The 20,974-nt window shown below is 63.5% G+C and carries 19 protein-coding genes and 2 pseudogenes; 12 read left to right on the top strand and 9 right to left on the bottom strand.

Translation table 11 applies throughout. From position 1 onward, the window contains the following. Positions 1 to 35: 35 nt before the first annotated feature. The 6 genes from HQ843_RS24940 to HQ843_RS24915 all read right to left on the bottom strand — a co-directional run bounded on the left by HQ843_RS24940 (position 36) and on the right by HQ843_RS24915 (position 7,305). Positions 36 to 1,517 carry an aldehyde dehydrogenase gene (locus HQ843_RS24940; RefSeq protein ID WP_180900674.1) on the bottom strand — a complete coding sequence of 494 codons (1,482 nt, stop codon included), beginning with the start codon at positions 1,515 to 1,517 and terminating at the stop codon, positions 36 to 38. Next, entirely contained in the window at positions 1,517 to 2,194 is a 678-nt protein-coding gene (locus tag HQ843_RS24935; RefSeq protein ID WP_180900675.1) for a DUF1028 domain-containing protein, read from the bottom strand. The genes HQ843_RS24940 and HQ843_RS24935 overlap by 1 nt, the downstream gene beginning before the upstream one ends. Positions 2,195 to 2,212: 18 nt before the next feature. Then, positions 2,213 to 2,626 carry a RidA family protein gene (locus HQ843_RS24930; protein ID WP_180900676.1) on the bottom strand — a complete coding sequence of 138 codons (414 nt, stop codon included), beginning with the start codon at positions 2,624 to 2,626 and terminating at the stop codon, positions 2,213 to 2,215. A gap of 131 nt (positions 2,627 to 2,757) precedes the next feature. Then, positions 2,758 to 4,029 carry a flavin-containing monooxygenase gene (locus tag HQ843_RS24925; protein ID WP_180900677.1) on the bottom strand — a complete coding sequence of 424 codons (1,272 nt, stop codon included), beginning with the start codon at positions 4,027 to 4,029 and terminating at the stop codon, positions 2,758 to 2,760. A gap of 188 nt (positions 4,030 to 4,217) precedes the next feature. Then, entirely contained in the window at positions 4,218 to 5,810 is a 1,593-nt protein-coding gene (locus HQ843_RS24920; RefSeq protein ID WP_180900678.1) for a GMC family oxidoreductase, read from the bottom strand. A 124-nt stretch (positions 5,811 to 5,934) separates the two neighbouring features. Beyond that, positions 5,935 to 7,305 carry an aminotransferase class III-fold pyridoxal phosphate-dependent enzyme gene (locus HQ843_RS24915; protein WP_180900679.1) on the bottom strand — a complete coding sequence of 457 codons (1,371 nt, stop codon included), beginning with the start codon at positions 7,303 to 7,305 and terminating at the stop codon, positions 5,935 to 5,937. A 125-nt stretch (positions 7,306 to 7,430) separates the two neighbouring features. Here HQ843_RS24915 and HQ843_RS24910 point away from each other — a divergent pair, with 125 nt between their 5' ends. The 10 genes from HQ843_RS24910 (at position 7,431) to cnbZ (ending at position 17,107) form a co-directional block, all read left to right on the top strand. Continuing rightward, positions 7,431 to 8,246 (top strand): helix-turn-helix transcriptional regulator, encoded by an 816-nt coding sequence (locus HQ843_RS24910; protein ID WP_180900680.1) that lies wholly within the window; start codon positions 7,431 to 7,433, stop codon positions 8,244 to 8,246. 184 nt (positions 8,247 to 8,430) lie between these two features. Next, positions 8,431 to 9,333: a LysR family transcriptional regulator gene (locus HQ843_RS24905; protein WP_180900681.1), complete on the top strand. Its 903-nt coding sequence runs from the start codon at positions 8,431 to 8,433 to the stop codon at positions 9,331 to 9,333. Positions 9,334 to 9,457: 124 nt separating this feature from the next. Continuing rightward, positions 9,458 to 10,660 (top strand): amino acid ABC transporter substrate-binding protein, encoded by a 1,203-nt coding sequence (locus HQ843_RS24900; RefSeq protein ID WP_180900682.1) that lies wholly within the window; start codon positions 9,458 to 9,460, stop codon positions 10,658 to 10,660. A gap of 73 nt (positions 10,661 to 10,733) precedes the next feature. Further along, on the top strand, positions 10,734 to 11,600 hold the full coding sequence (locus HQ843_RS24895) for a branched-chain amino acid ABC transporter permease (RefSeq protein WP_180900683.1): 867 nt from the start codon (positions 10,734 to 10,736) through the stop codon (positions 11,598 to 11,600). Continuing rightward, entirely contained in the window at positions 11,597 to 12,541 is a 945-nt protein-coding gene (locus HQ843_RS24890) for a branched-chain amino acid ABC transporter permease (RefSeq protein WP_180900684.1), read from the top strand. The genes HQ843_RS24895 and HQ843_RS24890 overlap by 4 nt, the downstream gene beginning before the upstream one ends. Continuing rightward, entirely contained in the window at positions 12,538 to 13,293 is a 756-nt protein-coding gene (locus tag HQ843_RS24885) for an ABC transporter ATP-binding protein (RefSeq protein WP_180900685.1), read from the top strand. The genes HQ843_RS24890 and HQ843_RS24885 overlap by 4 nt, the downstream gene beginning before the upstream one ends. Continuing rightward, the gene (locus HQ843_RS24880; protein ID WP_180900686.1) at positions 13,286 to 14,005 is read left to right on the top strand and encodes an ABC transporter ATP-binding protein; all 720 of its coding nucleotides are present in this window, start codon (positions 13,286 to 13,288) and stop codon (positions 14,003 to 14,005) included. Before HQ843_RS24885 ends, HQ843_RS24880 begins: the two co-directional genes overlap by 8 nt. A gap of 27 nt (positions 14,006 to 14,032) precedes the next feature. After that, complete coding sequence (locus HQ843_RS24875) at positions 14,033 to 15,511, top strand: aldehyde dehydrogenase family protein (protein WP_180900687.1); 1,479 nt, start codon at positions 14,033 to 14,035, stop codon at positions 15,509 to 15,511. Beyond that, positions 15,504 to 16,319: an aspartate dehydrogenase domain-containing protein gene (locus HQ843_RS24870; RefSeq protein WP_180900688.1), complete on the top strand. Its 816-nt coding sequence runs from the start codon at positions 15,504 to 15,506 to the stop codon at positions 16,317 to 16,319. The genes HQ843_RS24875 and HQ843_RS24870 overlap by 8 nt, the downstream gene beginning before the upstream one ends. 41 nt (positions 16,320 to 16,360) lie before the next feature. Next, a complete protein-coding gene (gene cnbZ, locus HQ843_RS24865) occupies positions 16,361 to 17,107 on the top strand; it encodes a 2-amino-5-chloromuconate deaminase CnbZ (protein ID WP_180900689.1) in 747 nt (248 codons plus the stop codon). Positions 17,108 to 17,152: 45 nt separating this feature from the next. On the opposite strand, the pseudogene HQ843_RS24860 reads toward cnbZ, so the two are convergent. Further along, positions 17,153 to 17,461, bottom strand: a pseudogene (locus HQ843_RS24860) (ABC transporter ATP-binding protein); the annotation flags it as partial. On the opposite strand from HQ843_RS24860, the pseudogene HQ843_RS24855 reads away from it, so the two are divergent. Continuing rightward, a pseudogene (locus tag HQ843_RS24855) lies at positions 17,451 to 17,885 on the top strand (alcohol dehydrogenase); the annotation flags it as partial. The pseudogenes HQ843_RS24860 and HQ843_RS24855 overlap by 11 nt on opposite strands. A 142-nt stretch (positions 17,886 to 18,027) precedes the next feature. Here HQ843_RS24855 and HQ843_RS24850 read toward each other — a convergent pair. Together HQ843_RS24850 and HQ843_RS24845 are read right to left on the bottom strand one after the other, a co-directional pair. After that, a complete protein-coding gene (locus HQ843_RS24850; protein WP_180900690.1) occupies positions 18,028 to 18,768 on the bottom strand; it encodes a FadR/GntR family transcriptional regulator in 741 nt (246 codons plus the stop codon). Beyond that, the gene (locus tag HQ843_RS24845; protein ID WP_180900691.1) at positions 18,765 to 19,826 is read right to left on the bottom strand and encodes a four-carbon acid sugar kinase family protein; all 1,062 of its coding nucleotides are present in this window, start codon (positions 19,824 to 19,826) and stop codon (positions 18,765 to 18,767) included. Before HQ843_RS24845 ends, HQ843_RS24850 begins: the two co-directional genes overlap by 4 nt. A gap of 165 nt (positions 19,827 to 19,991) precedes the next feature. Here HQ843_RS24845 and pdxA point away from each other — a divergent pair, with 165 nt between their 5' ends. Continuing rightward, positions 19,992 to 20,966 (top strand): 4-hydroxythreonine-4-phosphate dehydrogenase PdxA, encoded by a 975-nt coding sequence (gene pdxA, locus HQ843_RS24840; RefSeq protein ID WP_180900692.1) that lies wholly within the window; start codon positions 19,992 to 19,994, stop codon positions 20,964 to 20,966. Positions 20,967 to 20,974 lie beyond the last annotated feature (8 nt).

Genomic DNA, 20,974 nt, shown 5'->3' with positions numbered 1-20,974 from the left:
TCCCTTAGCCAATAGCGCTTACGCTCCCATAATTGTCAATACTTGATCCAGACGGTCTTCAGCGCGGAATACTTGTCGAAGGAATGCAGCGACAGGTCGCGCCCGAAGCCGGACTGTTTCATGCCGCCAAACGGCGTCATCGCCGAAAGCGCATCGACCGTGTTGACCGAGACCGTGCCGGCATGCAGCCGGTCCGACATCGAGATGGCGCGGGAAATGTCTTTTGTCCAGACGGAGGCGGCAAGGCCGTAGATCGTGTTGTTGGCGATCGTCAGGGCCTCGTCCTCGTCGCGGAAGGTCTGGACCGAGAGAACCGGGCCGAAAATTTCCTCTGCGGCAACCTTCGCGTCCAATGGCACGTCGGCGAAGATCGTCGGCGCAATGAAGGCGTCTGAAGAGCCGATGGTGAGCCGCTCGCCGCCGGTTACCAGCCGGGCGATTTCGCGCCCCGCCTTCAGGAAGCCTTCGACACGGTCGGCGTGATGGGCATCGACCATCGCGCCCATCGTCGTGTCCGGCGACAGCGGGTTGCCGACCCTGATCGCCTCGGCGCGGGTCTTCATCCGCTCCAGCATCTCCCCGGCAATGCTTTCATGGACGAGCATGCGCGAATTGGCCGAGCAGACTTCGCCCTGATTGTAGAAAATGCCGAACGCGGCCATGTCGGCGGCGGCATCGAGATCGGCATCGGGGAAGATGAGGTTGGGGCTCTTGCCGCCGGTCTCCAGCCACACCTGTTTCATGTTGCTTTCGCCGGCATAGCGCTGGAACAGCTTGCCGACCGTGGTCGAGCCGGTAAAGACGAGGCAGTCGACATCCGGGTGACGCCCGAGCGCCTGGCCAGCATCCTCGCCAAAGCCGGGAACTACGTTCAGGACGCCATCGGGAAGTCCGGCTTCTGCCGCCAGTTCGCCAAGCCGAAGCGCTGAAAGCGGCGATTGCTCGGCGGGTTTCAGCACCACGGAATTGCCGGCGGCAAGCGCCGGGGCAAGCTTCCAGGTCGCCATGTCGAGCGGGAAATTCCACGGCACGACCGCGCCGATGACGCCGAGCGGTACACGCCGGATCAGCGCCAGATCGCGCCCGCCGGTGGGGGCGATCTCATCGTAGAGCTTGTCGATCGCCTCGGCGTGCCACTGGAAGAAATGCGCGGAACCGGGAACGTCGCCGGTCACCGTTTCGGTGATCGGCTTGCCCATGTCGAGCGTGTCGAGCAGGGCGAATTCCTCGAGATTTTCGCGCAGGAGGGCAGCGAGTTTCAGCAGCACCTCTTTCCGTTCTGCCGGCGTTTTGCCCGACCAGCGGCGGTCACCGAAGGCCGCGCGCGCGGACCTGACGGCGCGGTCGATATCCTCGGCCCCGCCGCGCGCGACATCGGTCAGCACCGCGCCGGTGGCGGGATTGATGCAGTCAAAGCGCGCGCCGGAGGCAGCGGCCACATATTTTCCGTCAATCCAGCACTGGTTGCGCAGGGCAAGTGCGGCGGCTTTTTCGGTGTAATATTCAAGGCTCTGCATCATTCGTCTCCGGGAACGCCATAGGAAGGGGCCGCAGTCGGGTTCAGGGCCCGCGTCACATAGTCGTCGGCCTGCGGCGCATAGACCGCCAATGCGGCGGCGATATTCTCGATCGGGCAGGCGTCGGCAAGCCAGTCGCAACGCAGCTCGATATAGGGCCATGCCTGTTTGTCAACGACCAGAAGCCCGGCGGAATGCACCGGCCCGGCCTCGCCGCCTGCCGCAAGTCCCGCTTTCATCGCGGCAATCAGCCGTTCGGCAAGCGAGCCCTCTGACGCTTCGAAAGCGGCGACCATTTTCGCCGGAACGCCTTCATCGGCCAGAAGATTGCCTCCGGCCGCGCAGTGCTCGCCCGTGGCAGACGACCAGACGCCAAGCGCGTTCGGCCCGGAGTGAATGGCGGGCGGTCCCTCGCTGCCGATCGCGATCAGCTGCCGGTATGCGGGGAAACCGTCCCGGGAAACGGCCTCTTCCACCGCCGCCTGCGCGCTCCCGCCCGCAGCCAGAACGTCGAGCATGGCGGGACCGAGCGCCGGATTGGTCACATTCTGCGTGGCCGCAGCGCCAGTGCCCGCCCGCGCAAAGGCGCAGCGCGCGGCAACGGCGGGCGATGACGATGAAATGGCCATGCCGAACTGGCCTGTCTTGCGGCAGCGGGCAACGATGGAAAAGGTCATGGTGTCTCCTGAAAGGCTCTAGTCCGGGATAACGGCGGTGGCATCGATCTCGACCAGCCAGTCGGGCCGGGCAAGGGCTGTGACGACCACGCCGGTCGATACCGGGTGAACGCCCTTGATATATTCGCCCATGGTGCGGTAGACCGCCTCGCGGTTGCGCACATCGGTGAGATAGACCACGACCTTGCACAGATGGTCCATGCTGCCGCCCGCTTCTTCAATCAACTGGCGGATATTCTGCATCACCTTGTGGGTCTGCTCCACCGGGTCATGGCTGTTGATGTTTTCGGCGGTGTCGAGGTCCTGCGGGCACTGGCCGCGCAGGAAAATCGTGGCGCCGCGCGCGACAACGGCCTGGCAGAGGTCATTGTCGAGCTTCTGCTCGGGATAGGTGTCCCTGGTATTGAACTTGCGGATACGGGTATGGGCCATGAGGCGCTCCATCGCTTGAAGATTTAGGCTGGAGCATCGGGCGATTGGTTGGCATCGCCTGATGCTCCAGATTCTCTATTTTGATGCGTCGGGTTAACGAAAAACCGGTAACCACTTTTTCGCCCGACGCTCTAAACGGTTTCGGCTTTCGCGGTCTCCGGCCCTTCATAGGCAAGATAGCCGCGCTGCTTGTCGATATGGTCCGCCAGATATTTCGCGTCGTACCATACGCCCCAGATGAAGGACGAGCCGCGCCGCGTCTGCCAGGGCAGGCCAAGGAAATAGATGCCGGGTTCGGCGGAAATGCCGCGATGATGGGCGGGCCTGCCGTTTTCATCCAGCGCATCGACCTTGAGCCAGCTGTAATCGACGCCGAAACCCGTCGCCCAGATGACGGTGGTGATGCCGGCCCCGGCAAGGTCGAGGGTGTCAAGCGGGTTGGACATGCAGTCCGGGTCGGGACCGATCACGTGGGCTTCCGGCTCTTCCGGCAGGTCGAGGCCATTGCGCGTCACATAGGCATCCGCCTCTTGCAGCAGCGAGAGGTAGTTGGCGTCGCCCGCCTCGATATTCGTCTTCAGATCGGCGGCAAAGCGCAGCCTGCCATCTTCATAGGCCTCGGTGCGGCCAAGCAGCACGATGCCGCGTTCGGCCAGCTCGCGGAAATCGACCGTGTTGCCGCCATGTGCGCCGCTGACGGCGATCGTCGTATGCTCGACGCCCGGAACCGCCTCCATGTCCCATTTGTTGAGCACGCCGAGCCACCACACGAAATCGCGGCCGCGATAGCGGCGCGGCGGGCGATCATGCGGGCCGACCGAGAGGAAGACCTTGCGGCCGCTTTCCAGAAGCTCCTCGGCGATCTGGACGCCCGACGATCCGGCCCCGACGATGAGGACAGCGCCGTCCTCAAGCTTACCCGGATGCCGGTAGGCGGCGGAATGGATCTGGGTGACGCCGGCCTTGTCGGGAATGACCGGCGGGATGATCGGCGTCTGGAACGCGCCGGTCGCCGCGACCACGTAGTCGGCCTCGATCACGCCTTCGCTGGTTTCGGCGCGAAAGCCCGGGCGGCCCTGATTGCGCCGGACCGCCTTGACCTCGACGCCACAGCGCACCGGCGCGCCGATCTTCTGCACATAGTCGACGAAATAGTCGGCGATATCGTCCTTGGGCACGAAGCTGTCCGGGTCAAAATCCTCAAAGCCAAGGCCCGGGAACCGGTCATGCCATGCCGGTCCGTTGGCCACCAGCGAATCCCATCGCGCCGTACGCCAGCGTTCGGCGATCCGGTCGCGCTCCAGTACAAGATGCGATATCCCGCCCTTGGCGAGGTGCTCGCTCATGGCGATACCGGCCTGACCGGCGCCGACAACGAGCACTTCTGTTTTTTCAACCGACATTTACCAGTCCTTTCCGGCAATTTTCAAAAGTCTTTTGCATGAGGTTATTTCTGTTTCCGGCGCATCCCGGCCATCCGCCATGGGGGAACTACTGGGACATGGAAGATGAGCCGGAAATGCGCAGGCTCTCCGCCCTGTTCCTCGCAAACGGCCTGTCCTGCATGCTCGGTTCTCCCGTCCGTTCGCGGTCAGGCGGAAAGCACCATGCGGGCGCAGCGCTCGCCGATCATCATCGTCGGCACATTGGTATTGCCGCCGATCAGCGTCGGCATGATTGAGGCGTCGGCGACGCGCAGCCCATCGACCCCGTTGACCTTCAGGTTTTGCGGGTCGCAAACCGCCATGGCATCGGTGCCCATCTTCGCCGTGCCGACGGGGTGGTAGACCGTCAGCGCCTCGGCCCTCAGATAGGCGCGGATATCGTCATCGCTGACGACGCCGGGACCGGGCAGCATCTCCTTGCCGCGAATGGGCTCGAACACCGGATCGGCCATGATGGCGCGGGCGACCTTGATGCCTTCGACCAGCGTTTCGAGATCCTGGGGATCGGAGAAGAAGCGGTGATCGATCTCGACCGCGCCGCTGCCGGCAAGACGCAGCTCGCCGACCGATTTCGGCCGCAGGACGCAGGTGTGGATGGCATAACCATGGCCGTATTCGATCAGCTTGCCGCGGTGGCTGCGATAACCGGGGACGAAGTGGAACTGGATGTCCGGTTCCTTGCCGGCATATCTGGTTCTCGCAAAACCGCCCGCTTCCACGTAATTGGTGGTCAGCATTCCTTTCCGGGCAAGGAAATACTGGAACGGCGCGGCGATCATCGCCGGAAGATTGGCGAGGGAAAGGCCGAGCGTCCTGGTGGAATGCGAACGCGTGGTGATCATGCCGTCGATATGGTCGCGCAGGTTCTGGCCGACGCCCGGTAGGTCGTGAACGACGTCGACGCCCGCCTCCTTCAGCATCGCTGCCGGACCGATGCCGGAGCGCATCAGGATTGCCGGTGAACCGATCGAACCGGCCGACAAGATCACCTCGCGGCTCGCCGTCAGCACTTTCACGCCATCCGCTCCGGCGATTTCGATGCCGGTGATCCGTCTGCCGTCCATCACCACGCGGCGGGTTTCGACGCCGGTCATGACGGTGAGGTTCGGCCGGTTTTCCACAGGCTTCAGGAAGGCGCGATAGGACGACCAGCGCTTGCCGTCCTTCTGGGTAACGTCATAGATGCCGACGCCTTCCATCGTGCCGTCGTTGAAGTCCGTGTTCTCCGAAAGGCCGACGGCGCGTCCGGCGGCGATGAACATTTTCGAGACGATATTGGGATCGCGGGCGCGGTTGACGAAGAGTTCGCCGTCAGCTCCGTGCCAGTCGGGCGACTGGCCGTTCATGTTGTGCTCGAGGGACTTGAAAACCGGTAATACATCGTCCCAGCGCCAGCCGGCGCAGCCCCGTTCGGCCCATTCGTCATAATCCGAGCAGGCGCCGCGGATGAACACCATGGAGTTGATGGTGGAGGACCCGCCGAGCGCCTTGCCGCGATTGACCGGAATGCGACGGTTGTTCATGTCCTTCTGCGGCACGCCGACATAGGCATAGTCATATCTGGGATTGCCGTAGAGCGACAGGATGCCGGCGGGAACCGAAACATTGACGGCATTTTCGGAGCCGCCGCCCTCGACGATCAGGACGCGGTTGCGGCTGTCGGCCGAAAGCCGGTTGGCCAGCACACAGCCGGCCGAACCCGAGCCGACGATGATGAAATCGAATTCCTGATTGTCCATACAGCATCCCCGGAATTTATAGCGGGCCCAGAATTTTCGAGGGGATGTTGGTTCGTCCCGGGGTTAAAGTCGATTAAAGTCTTTCTTCCCGGGACTTAGGATTTTCTGAATTCAGGGCAGACGATCAGCCTCGCACCTCGGCCATCACTTCCAGAATGCTTTCGCGCAGGATCGCGCCGATGCGGGCGATCTCGGCTTCCGAGAGGATGAGCGTCGGCGAGAGGATGAGGATATGGCCGAGCGGGCGGGCGACCAGCCCCTTCCTTTGCGCCCGGCGCGCGACCTTCATGCCGATATTCATCGCCTCGGGGAAGAGCGCCCTGGTTTCCTTGTCGCTGACGAATTCGATGCCGGCCATGAAGTGGCTGCCGCGCACCTCGCCGACGATCTCGATGTCCTCCAGCCCCTTCAGCGTCTTCTCGAACAGCTTGCCGGTGGTGCGCACGCGTTCGGGGATCTTCTCGCTTTCCATCAGCGCGATATTGGCAAGGGCGGCGGCTGAGGCCGCCGGATGGCCGGAATAGGTCATGCCGTGCAGGAAAACGCCGTCCGGTCCGGAAATCACCTCGTGGATCTCGTCGCTCATGATGGTCGCCGAAAGCGGCTGGTAGCCGGATGTCAGCCCCTTGGCGGTGGTGATGATATCGGGCGTGGTGCCGAAAACGTCTTGCGATGCGAAGAAATGACCGAGCCGGCCGAAGGCCGTCACCACCTCGTCGGCGACGAACTTGATGTCATAGGCCCGGCAGATATCCTCGGCGCGGCGGTGGTAGCCCGGAGGCGGCACGATGACGCCGCCCGCGCCCATGATCGGCTCGGCGATGAAGCAGGCGATGTTCTCCGCGCCGATCCGCTCGATTGCGGCGCGCATGTCCTCCATCAGCGCGTCGAGGAATTCCGCCTCGCTCATGCCGTCGCCCTCGCGCCAGTAATGCGGCTTTTTCAGATGGTGCACGATGTTTTCGGCCTTGTCCCAGCCCTTGCTGTATTCCGGCGTGGTCATGGCGATGGCGAGGAAGGTCGAGCCGTGATAGGCGCCGTTGCGGCTCAGCACCATGCGCTTTTCCGGCCGGCCGAGACGCCGGTTGTAATGCTGCAGGATGCGCACGGCGGAATCATTGGCGACCGAGCCCGAATTGCCGAAATAGACCTTGTTGAGATTGCCGGGGGCAAGCGCGCTGAGTTTCCTGGCAAGGGCGGCGGCTGCCGGATGGGTGAAGGTGTAGAAGGTCGAATAGAAATCGAGCGTCTCAAGCTGGGTGCGGATGGCGTCGATGATCTCGCGCCGTCCGTGGCCGACGTTTACGCACCACAGCCCGCCGATGCCGTCGATCAGCTGATTGCCGTCGCTGTCGGTCACCATCGTGCCCCTGGCGCTGACGATGGCGGTGCGCGCGCCCTCCTGCTTCAGCGCATTGAGATCGGCAAACGACTGAACCAGATGGTCGTCGCTTTTGAGAATGTCGCCGGTGCTCGCCGGAAGGTCGAATGTCATGCTGGTCTCCACTGTTCCGCAATGTTTTCTTCGGGCGGCGGGGCTGGTCGCCTTCATACCACCCGATATTGAAATTTGATGCTAATCGCGGCTATAAGAGGAGTATATAACTCCAGAGGGGTAACATGCGCGGCGCACCGGGTCAGGTCGAGGCCATGCTGGGTGAAACCATTGCGGCCGTTCACAGCGATCGGTTCGCACCCTTGCTTGCGGCGTGGTTGCGCCTTGCCCTCGCCTTCGACAACATCACCATTCTTGCCTATGCCGACGGCCGGCCGCCGACGGGGCTTTACGCCCAGGCCAAGGAGAAATCGGTGCATGCCGGTTTCGACACGGTCTACCGCGCCGGCTCCTATCTTCTCGATCCGTTTTACGCGCTCCACGCCAGGCGCGCGCCGGACGGCCTCTACCGGTTGAGCGATATCGCGCCCGACCAGTTCAGCCGGTCGGACTATTACCTCGCCTATTACCGGGCGACGACGCTGGTGGACGAGGTCGCCTTTGTCGCCACGACGACAGGCGATGTTTCGTTCCATATCTGCCTCGGGCGCGATGCCAGTTCGGGGCGGCGGTTTTCCGCCGCCGAGCTTTCCCGCGGGCGGCAGATCGCGCCGGTCGTCAACGCCCTTTCGGCGCAGAACTGGGCGGAGATCCGCGCCGCCGGCAGCGCGCCGACGGATGAGGATGTGCTCGGCGCGCTCTGGCAGGGCATGCGGGACGGGCATGGTATCGCGCTGACGCCGCGTCAGACCGAGGTTGCCTTCCTGATCCTGAAGGGGCACTCCTCGCTGTCCATCGCGGCAAGGCTCGGGCTCAGCACCCACACGGTCAAGGTCTTTCGAAGGCAGCTCTACCAGCGCTGCGGGATATCCTCGCAGGCGGAACTCTTCTCCCTGATGATGCCGATCATCGCGGCCTTGCCGAAGCCGGCACAGCCATAGAGAGCCGATGCCGGTCCTGCCTCCAATTGCAAAACGCCGCCCGGCCTCATATCGTGGCTTGCGGTGCATCCAGCGAAGCTGGCTCCGGGGTGCCTGCCCATTGGCGGGAACACGGTTCGGGCTCGCCGGCGCGGTCGCGAAATGAAAAGCGGCTTGTTTTCATTCAACGCAAACGGAACGGGATATGGAAACAGCCTTCTTTCAATTCGAGACTGTCGCGGAGCTCGGTTCGATCCGGAAGGCATCCGAACAGCTTCATATCTCTCCGTCCTCGGTCAGCCGGCAGATCCAGAAACTGGAATATACCTATGGGGTCGAACTGCTGGTTCGCCAGTCCCAGGGCGTCAGGCTCACGCCCGCCGGAGAGCTGATCCTGCGTTATGTGAAGGGCCGCAACAAGGAACTGCAACGGCTGCGCGCGGAAATCGACGCGCTGAAGAACCTCGAAAGCGGCCATGTCATCGTCTACACGGTCGAAGGCATGATCGGCGGACTTCTGCCGCGCGCGCTTGCCCGGTTCGGACGGCACCATCCCAATATCACCTATCAGGTGATGGTGGCGGGCACGGACGGCGTCATGCGGGCGGTGGCCGAGGATCGCTGCGATATCGGTATTTCCTTCCAGCCCTTCCCGCGGGCGGATATCGATACGCTCCTCAGCCTGCGCCAGCCGGTGATGGCGGTGATGTCGCGTCATCACCCGCTGGCGGGAAAACAGGAACTCACCCTTGGCGAGGCGCGCGATCAACCGGTTGGCCTGCCCGACAGGTCCTTCGGTATCCGCCAGCTTGTCGACCACGTGGTCAAGAGCGAACAGCTTGCTCTGAATATCAGGCTGGAAACGAATTCCATCGACATGATGCGCCAGTTTGCCCTTCAGGACATGGGCATTGTTTTTCTGCCCGCCTTCTCGTTCGAGCGGGAACTGGCGTCGGGAGAACTGATCGGCGTTCCGGTCAAGTCCACCGTGCTGACGCTTTCGACGACCGAGGTATGCAAACGCGCCGAGGTTGAACTCAGTCCGGCGGCGCGCCGGCTGGTCGACTATATCCGCCAGGTCGCCGACGAATTCGTTGGCGTTGCGTGAAATGCAACGCGGTGTGGCTGAATTACTTCTTCCGTGAAGCGCGCTTTGTCCCTTAGGCTGTTGATGCAGGGGGATTGCCAAATCCCTCATGCTTCAAGAACAACGAGAACTGAGGGGTTCCGAAATGACGAAATTCACGACGCCGTGGCTGCTTGCGCTCGCCGGCACCACATTGTTGCTGGCCCAGCCGGCACTTGCCAACGAAACGATCCGGGTTGGCGCGCCGCTGCCCCTGACCGGGCCGCTTTCGCCGGAGGGGCTGAAACAGCAGCGCGGCTATGACCTGTGGGCGGAGACCGTCAACGCCGCCGGCGGCATCACGGCCGGCGACACCACCTATGATGTCGAGATCGTCTATGTCGACTATGAAAGCCAGACCCCGCGCGCGGTCCAGACCGCGGAACGGCTGATCACCGCCGACGAGGTGAATTTCCTGTTCGCGCCGTTCGGTTCGGGTGCTGCCAAGGCGGCCAGCTCCGTCGCCGAGCGCTACCAGATCCCGATGGTTGCCGCGACGGCTTCGTCCGTCGAGGTTTACGACCAGGGCTATGAATATCTGTTCGGCACATTCACGCCCAACAATACGCTGACCGACCCGCTTGCCAGGATCGTGGCGGATTCCGGCGAGGACATCTCGACCGTCGCGATCTACGCCCGAAACGACCTTTTCCCGCTGTCCATCGCCAAGGAAATGGAAAAGTCGGCGGCCGGGAACGGCATCGAGGTCATTTCCTTCGACGAATACGCCATCGGCACGATGGATCATGCCTCCGCCATGACGCTGATGATGCGCTCCAAGCCGGACTGGATCTTCGCCACGGGCTATATCAACGACCTCATCCTCATCCGTCGCCAGATGGCCGATCTCGGCATCGAGCCAAAGGCTCTGACGATGCTGGCGGGCCCGGCCTATCAGGAGTTCATCGACGCCACCGGCGACCATTCGAACAATGTCTCGAGCGCCGCATGGTGGCACCCGGCCGTGGCCTATGACGGCAAGGACATTTTCGGAACGACAGCGGACTTCGTGACCGCCTTCGAGACGAAATACGACGCCACGCCCGATTACGCGGAAGCCTCCGCCGCCGCTGCCGGCGCTGTCCTGCAACTGGCCATCGAGGAAGCCGGCACGATCGAGCCGACCGCCGTGCGCGACGCGCTCGCCTCCATGGATGCCATGACCTTCTACGGTCCGGTTCATTTCGGCGAGAACGGACAGATCGATTCGCTTGAGCCGCCGGTCTTCCAGATTCAGGACGGCACGGCCAGGACGATCTATCCCGAGGCCATCAAGCAGGCCGATATGCGTTTCGGCGGCATCGAATAGTCGGGACAGACGTTCTTCAGCGCGTTAGCGGCCGGCCGCGGGGGCCGGCCGCTCAAACAGCGGAAAACATCCAATGCTATATGCACAGATCCTCCTCAACGGGCTGGTGCTGGGCGGGCTCTATGCCTGTATCTCGGTCGGCTTCTCACTGGTGTGGGGCGTCCTGAACGTCATCAACGTGCTGCACGGCTCGTTCGTGGTTCTCGGCTCCTACATCGCCTACTTCGCCTATGTCCATCTCGGCATTCATCCGTTCGTTTCGGTGGTCATCGCCGGCGCGCTGCTGTTCGCACTCGGCTATGTGGTGCAGCTCGGGCTGATCAACCGGGTCGTCGGCGCGCCGGTCCTGACCACGCTGGTGCTGACATTCGGGCTCGATCTTCTGCTCAACAACGGCATGCTTCTGGCCTTCAGCGCCGACTACCGCTCGGTGCAGCTGGCCAATCCGCTCGGCAGCAAGGTGATCGCAGGACTGGTCCTGCCGCTCGACCGGCTGGTGGCGATGCTGCTTGCCGGCGTGCTGACCGGCCTGCTTTATCTGCTGCTGGTCCGCTCCAAGATCGGCCACGCCATCGTCGCCGTGCGCATGGACCGCGAGGCCGCAGCCCTTATGGGCGTCGACGTCAAGAAGATATACGCGATCACCTTCGGCATCGGCGCGCTGATGGCAGGGGCGGCCGGCAGCCTTTTGAGCCTCGTCTTCCCGATCTCGCCGCTTGCAAGTTCCGAATATCTTTCGATCGCCTTCATCGTCTGCGTTCTCGGCGGGCTTGGCAGCATCGCCGGCGCCATTGTCGGCGGGCTTGCGCTCGGCCTCATCCAGAGCTTCGGCGCGCTGTTCATCGGTCCCCAACACGGACTGACGATCGCCTTCGTCCTGCTCATCCTGCTTTTGATCTTCAAGCCGACCGGCATCATGGGCCGCAGGGGGTATGAATGAAACATCCGCTGATCGGCCTCTGCTTCTTCGCCATCATCGCCTTTCTGCCGGTGTTCGGAGACAATTACATTCTGCGCCTCGGCACGATGTTCGCCATGTATGCCGTGCTTTCCCAGTCGTGGAACATCATCGGCGGTTATGCCGGCTATCCCTCGTTCGCAACGGCCGCCTTCTTCGGTCTCGGCGCCTATACCGGCGCCATCCTGCAGGGGCTTGGCCTTGCCATGCCGCTTGCCTGGGCCGCGGCGGGTCTGATGGCCGCCGCGTTCGCCGCCGTCATGGGCGCTGCCATTCTGCACCTGAAAGGCCATTATTTCGCAATCGCCAGTCTGGTGCTTGCCGAAGTGCTGCTTGAGATCACCACTTCATGGACCAGCCTGACGGGCGGCGGCATGGGCCTCAACCTGCCGATTATCCGCATGTCGGTCAGCGCCCAGGCGCGGCTGTTCTTCTGGGCGATGCTCGCCCTTGCGGTGCTCACCTTCCTGATGAGCTGGTATGTTTCGGCCGGGCGCATTGGCTTTGCGCTGCGCTGTATCCGCCAGAACGAGGATGCCTCCTCGATGGTCGGCATCAACACCACGCTCTACAAGATCATCGCCTTCGTCCTGTCCGCCCTGTTCGTCGGTTCGGCCGGCGCGCTCTATGCCTCCTGGGTGTTTTATATCGAGCCGCCGGACGTCTACTCGGTGATGACCACGATCCGCCCGATCGTGATGACCATGCTTGGCGGCCCCGGCACGCTTCTCGGCCCGGTGATCGGTTCCGGCATCTTCCTGGTGATCGAGGAAGTGGTCTGGCGCAATTTCCTGTCCATCCATGCCGCCGTTCTCGGCATCCTGATTGTCGGGCTGATCTTCTACCTGCCCAACGGCGTCGTCGGCGCGGTCATGCGCAGGCTGCGCAAGCGCACGAAAAGCAAAGCGGAGACCAAGCCATGAGTATTCTTGAACTCAAGGGCCTGACCCAGCGTTTCGGCGGGCTGACGGCCGTAAACGAGGTCAATCTTTCGGTGGAGCCGGGTGAAATCGTCGGCCTGATCGGTCCCAACGGCGCGGGCAAGACCACGGTCGTCAACCTGGTGACCGGCGTCTTCAAGCCCTCAAGCGGCAGCGTGACCTATGACGGCCGCCGTATCGATGGAATGAAGCCCTACCAGATCAGCCGGCTCGGCGTGGCGCGCACCTATCAGGTGGTCCAGCCATTTCCCGAGATGACGGTGCTCGAAAACGTGATGGCGCCCGCGGTCTTCGCGGCGGGCGCATCGTCGACAAGCGAGGCGATGCGCGCCGCCGACGAGGCGATCGAATTCCTCGGGCTGAAACAGCTTCGCGATACGCCTGCAAGCGAACTGACCCTTGCCGGGCGCAAGCGGCTGGAACTCGCCAAGAGCCTCGCCATGAAGCCGAAGGTTCTGCTGCTCGACGAGGTCAATGCCGGTCTCAACCCGGCGGAGATCGAAACCGCGCTCGAGATGATCCGGGCGATCGCCGGGCGCGGGGTCACCATCATCCTGATCGAGCATCTGATGAAGGTGGTGATGACGCTCTGCACCCGCATCGTGGTGCTGCATCACGGCGCCAAGATCGCGGAGGGGCGTCCGGACGAGATCACGCAGAACGACAAGGTGATCGAGGCCTATCTCGGCAATCGCTATGCAAAGGCAAATGCCGGGGAGACGGCCGATGTCTGAACCACTCTTCCAGATCAGCAGGCTTGAGGCCGGCTATGGCGAAATCCGGGTTCTCTGGGGCATCGATCTTGTGGTCAATGCCGGCGAGATCGTCTGCCTGATCGGCTCCAACGGTGCGGGAAAGACGACCCTGTTGCGCACCGTCTCCGGCCTTCTGCAGCCCACGGCGGGCAGTATTTTGATCGAGGGCCAGGAACTGGCGGGGGCCGGCTCGCGGCAGGTGCTGGCGGGCGGGATCGCGCATGTGCCCGAAGGCCGCCGGCTGTTTCGCACCATGTCGGTGAAGGACAATCTGATGATGGGGGCCTATCTCCGGAAGACGGATGGCGCGGTTCACGACGACCTCGACCGCGTCATGACCATGTTCCCGCGCCTTGCCGAACGGGCACATCAGGACGCCTCGACGCTTTCGGGCGGCGAGCAGCAGATGTGCGCGATCGGCCGCGGGATCATGAGCCGCCCGAAACTCCTGATGATCGACGAGCTTTCGCTCGGTCTCGCGCCGCGCGCGGTCGAGCTTTTGAGCGAGTCCCTCATCGAGATCAACAAATCCGGCGTCGCCATCCTGCTTGTCGAGCAGGACGTGATGACCGCGCTCGACCTTGCCCATCGCGGCTATGTGATCGATCGCGGACGGATCTCCTTTGCAGCCCCTTCAGAAGAACTCCGTCAGGAGCCCGCCGTGCGGGAAGCCTATATCGGCGCGGCCTGACACCGAGAAAGACAGAAAGCAAATCCGATGAATGCCTCTCAAAACACCGCTGTCCGGCAGGACGCCATCCTCTCGCCCTATGACGGCAGCCTTGTCGGCCATATGCCGGTTTCGCAGGATGCCGATATCGAGCAAGCCATCCTGACGGCCCAAAAGGGCTTCGACGTGATGCGCAAACTGCCGCGCTTCGTGCGCGCCGATATTCTGGATCGCACGGCCGCGCTGATCGAGGCGCGCAAGGACGAGTTCGTCCGCCTTATCGCGGCGGAAGCGGGAAAGCCGCTCTATGACGCGCGCGGCGAGATATCCCGGTCGCTTCTGAACCTGCGCGGCGCGGCGCGCGAGGCCCGCGCCTTCGGCGGCGAGGAAGTGCCGCTGGATATCGACGGCGCCGTGTTCGAATATCAGACGGCATCCGCCGATGGCAGTCCGCTCGATCTTTCGAGCGCCGATCTGGCGACGCTGAACGGGCTCGGCCGGCGCGTCGGCATCGCCCGCAGGTTTCCGATCGGGCCGATCCTCGCGATCACGCCGTTCAACTTTCCGCTGAACCTGGTGCTGCACAAGCTGGCGCCGGCCTTTGCGGTCGGCAATTCCGTGATCCTCAAGCCAGCGCCGCAAACGCCGCTGACCAGCAGGCTTCTGGCAGAGGTTCTCTATGAGGCGGGCCTGCCGCAAGAGGCGCTGAGCGTGATCCATTGCGACGTGCCGCTTGCCGAAAAGCTCGTGCGCGACGAACGCATTGCAATGGTCACCTTTACCGGCAGCGTTCCGGTCGGCTGGCATATCAAATCGCTGAGCGGCAAGAAGAAGGTCTCGCTCGAGCTTGGCGGCAATGGCGCGGTTGTCGTCTCCGATGACGCCGACGTCGCCTTCGCGGCGGCGCGCTGCGTGCGCGGCGGGGTGGTCTATGGCGGCCAGTATTGCATCGGCGTCCAGCGCATTTTCGTCCATGAAAAGGTCTATGACGCTTTCGAGAAGGAACTGGTCAGCCGCGTCGAGGCCTGCAAGGTCGGCAATCCGATGGAAGAGGGCGTGGATGTCGGCCCGGTCATCGATGAGCGCTCGGCGATGCGCATCGAAAGCTGGATAAAGGAAGCGGTCGAACAGGGCGCGCGCGTTCTGACCGGCGGCACCCGCGACAAGGCCGTCGTCATGCCGACCGTGCTGACGGACACGAAACCGGACATGAAGGTGGAGGCGGACGAGATCTTCGGCCCGGTGCTGACGCTGACGAAGGTGAAGGACGCGGAAGAAGGCGTCCGCCGTGCCGCCGACTCCCGTTTCGGCCTGCAGGGCGGGTTCTTCACCAATGACATGAAGGCTGCCTTCCGGGCGCTGGAGGACTGGGATGTCGGCGCGCTGATGATCAATGACGTGCCGATCTACCGGATCGATACCATGCCGTTTGGCGGCTGGAAGGATTCCGGCCTCGGGCGGGAGGGCACCCGCTATGCCATGGACAGCATGACCGACATCAAACTGCTCGTGGTCAATTATGGCTGATAGCCGGAAAGTGGCGGTGGCCGGGCTCGGGTCGATCGGCTTGCGGGTTGCCGCGGCGCTCGATCAGGGGATAGAGGGGCTTGAACTCACGGCTGTTTCTGCCCGCGACGCCGGGTCTGCCGCGGCACGGCTAGCGACATTTCGGAACATTCCCGAGCTCCTGCCGCTCGCCGCCCTGCCCGATGCAGCCGACATTGTGGTCGAGTGTCTGCCGCCATCGGCCTTCGCGGTGCTGGGCGGGGCGATGCTGAAACATGACGGCAAGACCTTCGTTGTGGCAAGCGTCGGGCAATTGCTGATCATCGAGGGTTTTCTCGATCAGGCGCGCGCAGCGGGATTGCGGATCCTGGCGCCTTCCGGGGCGGTTGCCGGCATCGACGGCCTGCGGGCCGCCCGCGAGATCGGCCTTGAGGCCGTGACGCTGAAGACGCGCAAGCCGCCGGGTTCCTTCGGGGAGGCGGTCGCGAGCGACGGGGGAATGCTGGCAACAGAGACGATCGATGCACCCGTGCGGGTGTTTTCCGGCTCAGCCCGTCAGTCGATCGCTGCCTTTCCCAGGAACATCAATGTGGCGGCAACCGTCGCGCTCGCCGGGCTTGGCGCCGATGCGACATCGGTCGAGATCTGGGCAGATCCCGGCATCGGCACGAATATTCACGAGCTCACGATCCGCTCGAAGGGCGGCACGCTCCGCGTGGCGTCGGAGAACCTGCCGGACGCGGGCAATCCGAAGAGCAGCGCGATCACGGCCTACAGCATCATCGCCGCCCTGCGGCGCATGGACGGCTTTCTTTCGGTCGGCTCCTGAGATCCGGACCGCCGAAATCATCAGACAGAAAGGATTTGATCATGAAGACAACAACCATGGCGGCCGGCGGCTATCGCTACATTCCCGGCGTGCTGCAGTATTCGGCCGGCGTCAGCGCCCTTGACGGCTATCGCATCATTCGCGCCCGCTTCTTCGATGTGGTGCCGATGGAGGCGGGTTTTGAACGCATCGCCGCGCATCTTCGTGAACGCGGCCGGCCGCTGGAAGCATTCTGCGCCTGCGAGATGCGGTCGCCCGGCCAGTTCAGTGAGGATGGGTTCGCCGCCTTCAATGCCCTTTACGCGGAAACGCTGCGCGCCTGGAACATCATGGAAGGCGACGACAATCCGGTGGCGCGTTCCAATATCTGCCCGGAGATCGGCGCGCCGGAAGAGCCCGGCTTTCATGCCTTCTGCTATACGGTCAAGGACGACGACGCACCGAAAACCTTCGCAATTGCCGGATCTGGCGAAGTGCCGGAAGGCGCGGGCAACTATCGCGACCACATCATCCGCCCGGGCGAGACGAGCGCAGATGCCATGCGCGAGAAGGCCGCCTTCGTGCTTGATGAGATGGAGCGCCGGATGAGCTTTTTCGATGGCAAATGGCCGGATACGACGGCGGCCCAGATCTATTCCGTCCACGACATCCATCCGCTGATCGAGACGGAGCTCGCGCCGCGCGGCGTCCACCGCAACGGCCTTACCTTGCACTATAACCGCCCACCGATCGTCGGTCTGGAATATGAGATGGACTGCCGCCGGGTCTTCGACGAAATCGTTCTTTGAACACGGGGAAGCGGTCTGGTTCGTGGCCTTACGCCACCATGATCGTCAGGCGCGTTCCAGCCCCGCTCTCTCCAGCGCCAGTCTCGCCTCCCGGTGTCCTGCCTGGACATCCGGGTCGGGATCGAGTCCGGCGGCGAGAAGGCGTTGGGTGTAGAGTTCCTGCGGGTGCTCGAAAATCTGGCGGACGGTGCCCTGTTCGACGATCTCGCCGCGCTGCATCACCAGCACCCGGTCGGCGAAGTCGCGCACGACCGGAAGATCGTGGGCGATGAAGATGAAGGCGATGCCGAGCCGGTCGCGAAGTTCGCCGAGGAGGGCGATCACCTGCGCCTGTATCGAGACATCGAGCGCCGAGGCCCGCGCGGGCATGATGCTGGCCTCCTATTACGGCGGCATCTGCCTCGGGCCGGTCAACACGGCGGCGGGCCATGCGCTCGCCTATCCGCTCGGCACCCGGCTCGGCCTGCCGCACGGGCTCGCAAACGCCATCATCTTTCCCCATGTGCTGGCCTTCAACCAGCCCGTGGCGGCGGAGAAGACCGGCGAGATCATGGGCGCGCTCGGCCTTGCGGCGGAAACGCCGGAGATGGTGCACCGCGCCGCCCATCAATTCTGCGCGCGCCTCGGCGTCGAGATGCGGCTTGGCGCCCATGGCGCCGACGCGGCGGATCTGCGGCTGTGGGCGGAGGAAGCCCACGCCATCCGCAGGCTGATGGACAACAATCCGCGCGACATGTCGGTCGATGACGTCCATGCGATCTATCGGGCGGCGTTCTAGAGTTTGTCAGGGAAAAGTGGAATCCGGTTTTCCCGAAAAGACAAACGAAAACAAATAAATCTAGAGTCTGTCTGGTTCGATTTGAACCTGACAGACTCTAGCATTGCCGGGTTGGAGGCTGCCCGCTGCCGCCAGCCGGTTTTCAGAGTGAAAGATCGAACAGGCCGCCGCCGAACAGCCGTTCGCGCGAATGCTCGATATGGGCGCGCATGGCGGCGCGGGCGGCGTCCGGCGCGCGCTCCATGATGGCGGTGTAGATCGCCTTGTGCTCGGCCAGCACCTCCTCCAGCGCCCAGGCGCCATCGGACATCAGCGTCTCGCCATGCAGCTTCATGCCGACATAGATGTGGTCGCGGAGCGCCTTCAGCGTCTCCCCGTAATACTGGTTGTTGGTGGCCTGGGCGACCGACTGGTGAAACGCGAAATCGGCGTCCTCGCGGTGAAGCTGCTGGCCGGTCGCATCCGCGAGAAGATGCAGCGCCCTCTCCATTTCGGCCAGAACGGCATCATTGCGCCTCAGCGCCGCAAGGGCGGCGGCGTCGGTTTCGACGGTCAGGCGGAACTCGTAGCAGCGCTGGATATCGGCGATGGTTTCGACCGGGGTGTAGCCAAGCGCCGTCTCGCGCTTGATCCGCACGAAATTGCCGGCGCCCTGGCGCGAATAGATCAGCCTTTCGTCCCGCAACCGTTCGAGCGCCACGCGCAGCACCGGACGCGAGACCCCGAACTTGATCGAAAGTTCCTTTTCCGCCGGCAGTTTTTCATTGGCGCCGTAATCGCCGCGCATGATCCGCCCGCGCAGCGCCTCATAGACCTTGTCTGACAGCGAGGTGCGCCGTTGCGGGGTGCCGCGATCCGCTTCCTGGTTCAGATTGTCGGTCATCGCATGTCCTCTTCGTCATCGACGCTATCCGCCATCGCTTCGGCAAAGAGCTCGGCGAGAAGCGACGGCGTACCAAAACCGCCCGATTTTGTCACGAGTTGTAAATTTCCCCAAGGCGCCTTTGCGTGACTGACCGGGATTCCGGGCCGCAACTCGGCGATCACTTGTAAACTCCGGATATCGAGGCGGTCGAGAATGCCGTTGCAGCTCTCGCCGCCGGCGACCAGCAGCGCTTCCGGCCTGAGCGCGCGCAGCAGGCGGCTGACGCCGTCGCAGAAGCGGGCGCCGGCAGCGTCGCCGGCAAGGCCGCCGCCGCCGTCGCTGATCGACAGGACGAGCGGCAGTTCAGCCCCGGGCGTCGCCGGAACCGCGCCGTCGGGCGCGTCGAGCAGCAGCGTCAGCGCCCGCAGGCGCTCGACCTGCGCCACCGTGATCGGATCGCGCGACCCGTTGACGATCATCAGCGGTGAATGAAGCCGGAACGGCCGTGGTTCGGGATGCCGGGGGGCGCGCGCCAGCGCAAAGGCGAGACCGCGTGCGCCAACCCACAGCACGCCGGGTCCGGCAGAAGCGACAAGCTCGTTCATATCGCGGTCGCTTTCGGCATCCGGTATCTCTACCGGAACCCCGATGCGGGACGCCACGTCGATCGGCCCGGAAACGCCGTCGCCGCTCAGCATGCCGCCCGTCACGCGGCGGCCCATTGCCGGGATCGCCGGGGCCGCGATGATGCGACGCGCGCCAGGCATGGCCTGAAGCACGGCCATTTCGGCAGCGATATTTCCCTTGAGCCGCGAGTCGACTTTTTTCATGATCATCGGAATATCGGCCACGGGCAGGTGGGCGAGGGCTGCCGCCACGCGCTTCGCCGCTTCGTCTGCGCCGCATTCCCGGCTTGCCGTATTGATGGCGAGAACGTCCGGCGCGCGGCTCAAAAGCTCGGGAATGGCATTGGGATTGCGCGCCACCAGCACGGATCGCCCCGGTCCCGCAAAGGCCACGCTCGAATCAAGCGCGCCGGTCAGGTCATCGGCTATGATCAGAACGCTTGGCGGCACGGATGTCTCCAAAAGTTGTCATTATTATTACGTCTCGATCTTGCGATAAAAAGAGGATAAATTTCAAGGAAAAACAACGTATCAGATTAATTTATGCCTCGGTTATTGAAACCTGTTTACCTATAAGTTAATAGCTGAATGACGCGTCGTTATCGGGAGGCCTTCATGAAACAGTCAATCGTCATCACCATGGGGGATCCTTCCGGCGTGGGCGCGGAGGTGACCGTGAGGGCGCTCGCCGCCCGCGATGCCGCCTTGCGCCGGCAGGTCCGCGTCATCGGGGACCGGTCGACGGTCGCCCGCGCCGCTGCGGTTTGCGGCGTCGACCTGCCGGTTCTTGCCCCGGATGACGAGGGAGATGGTATCCGCGTCGACCACGTTGCCGTCGACGGATTGCCGGAGACATTCGGCGTCCTGAGCCCGGCCTGCGGCGAGGCTTCCTACCGCTATATCGCCCGCGCTGTGGAACTGACCATGGGCGGCGCGGCCGCCTGCATCGTCACGGCGCCGATCAACAAGGAAGCGCTCAACGCGGCGGGGCATCATTATGATGGCCATACCGGCATGCTGGCGCATCTGACGGGGTCGAAATCGTCATGGATGCTGCTTGCCTCCGAGCGGCTGAATGTCGTGCATGTTTCGACCCATGTGTCGCTCAGGGATGCGATCGGGCGGGCGACGACGGAGCGTGTCCTCGAGACCATCCGCACCGGCGACAGGCACATGAAGCGCATGGGGCTTGCCGCGCCGCGCATCGCGGTGGCGGGCATCAACCCGCATTGCGGCGAGAACGGGCTTTTTGGCCGCGAGGATGACGAGGCGATCGCGCCCGCCGTTGCCGCGGCACGGGCCGAGGGCATCGCCGTGGAAGGGCCGATCTCGGCCGACACCGTCTATCATCGCGCCTATAACGGCGCTTTCGATCTGGTCATCGCCCAGTATCACGACCAGGGCCATATCCCGATCAAGCTCGTCGCCTTCGATACCGCTGTCAACGTCTCGCTTGGCCTGCCGATCGATCGCTGCTCGGTCGATCACGGCACGGCGTTCGACATCGCCGGCACGGGCAGGGCCAACCATGTCAATATGCTCGCGGCACTCGATTACGCCGCAAGAATGGGCGCCGCCGCGCGCGGCTGAGGAGGAAG

The organism is Martelella sp. NC20 (assembly GCF_013459645.1).
Taxonomy (GTDB): domain Bacteria; phylum Pseudomonadota; class Alphaproteobacteria; order Rhizobiales; family Rhizobiaceae; genus Martelella.
This window is presented reverse-complemented; position numbering and strand designations above follow the sequence as displayed.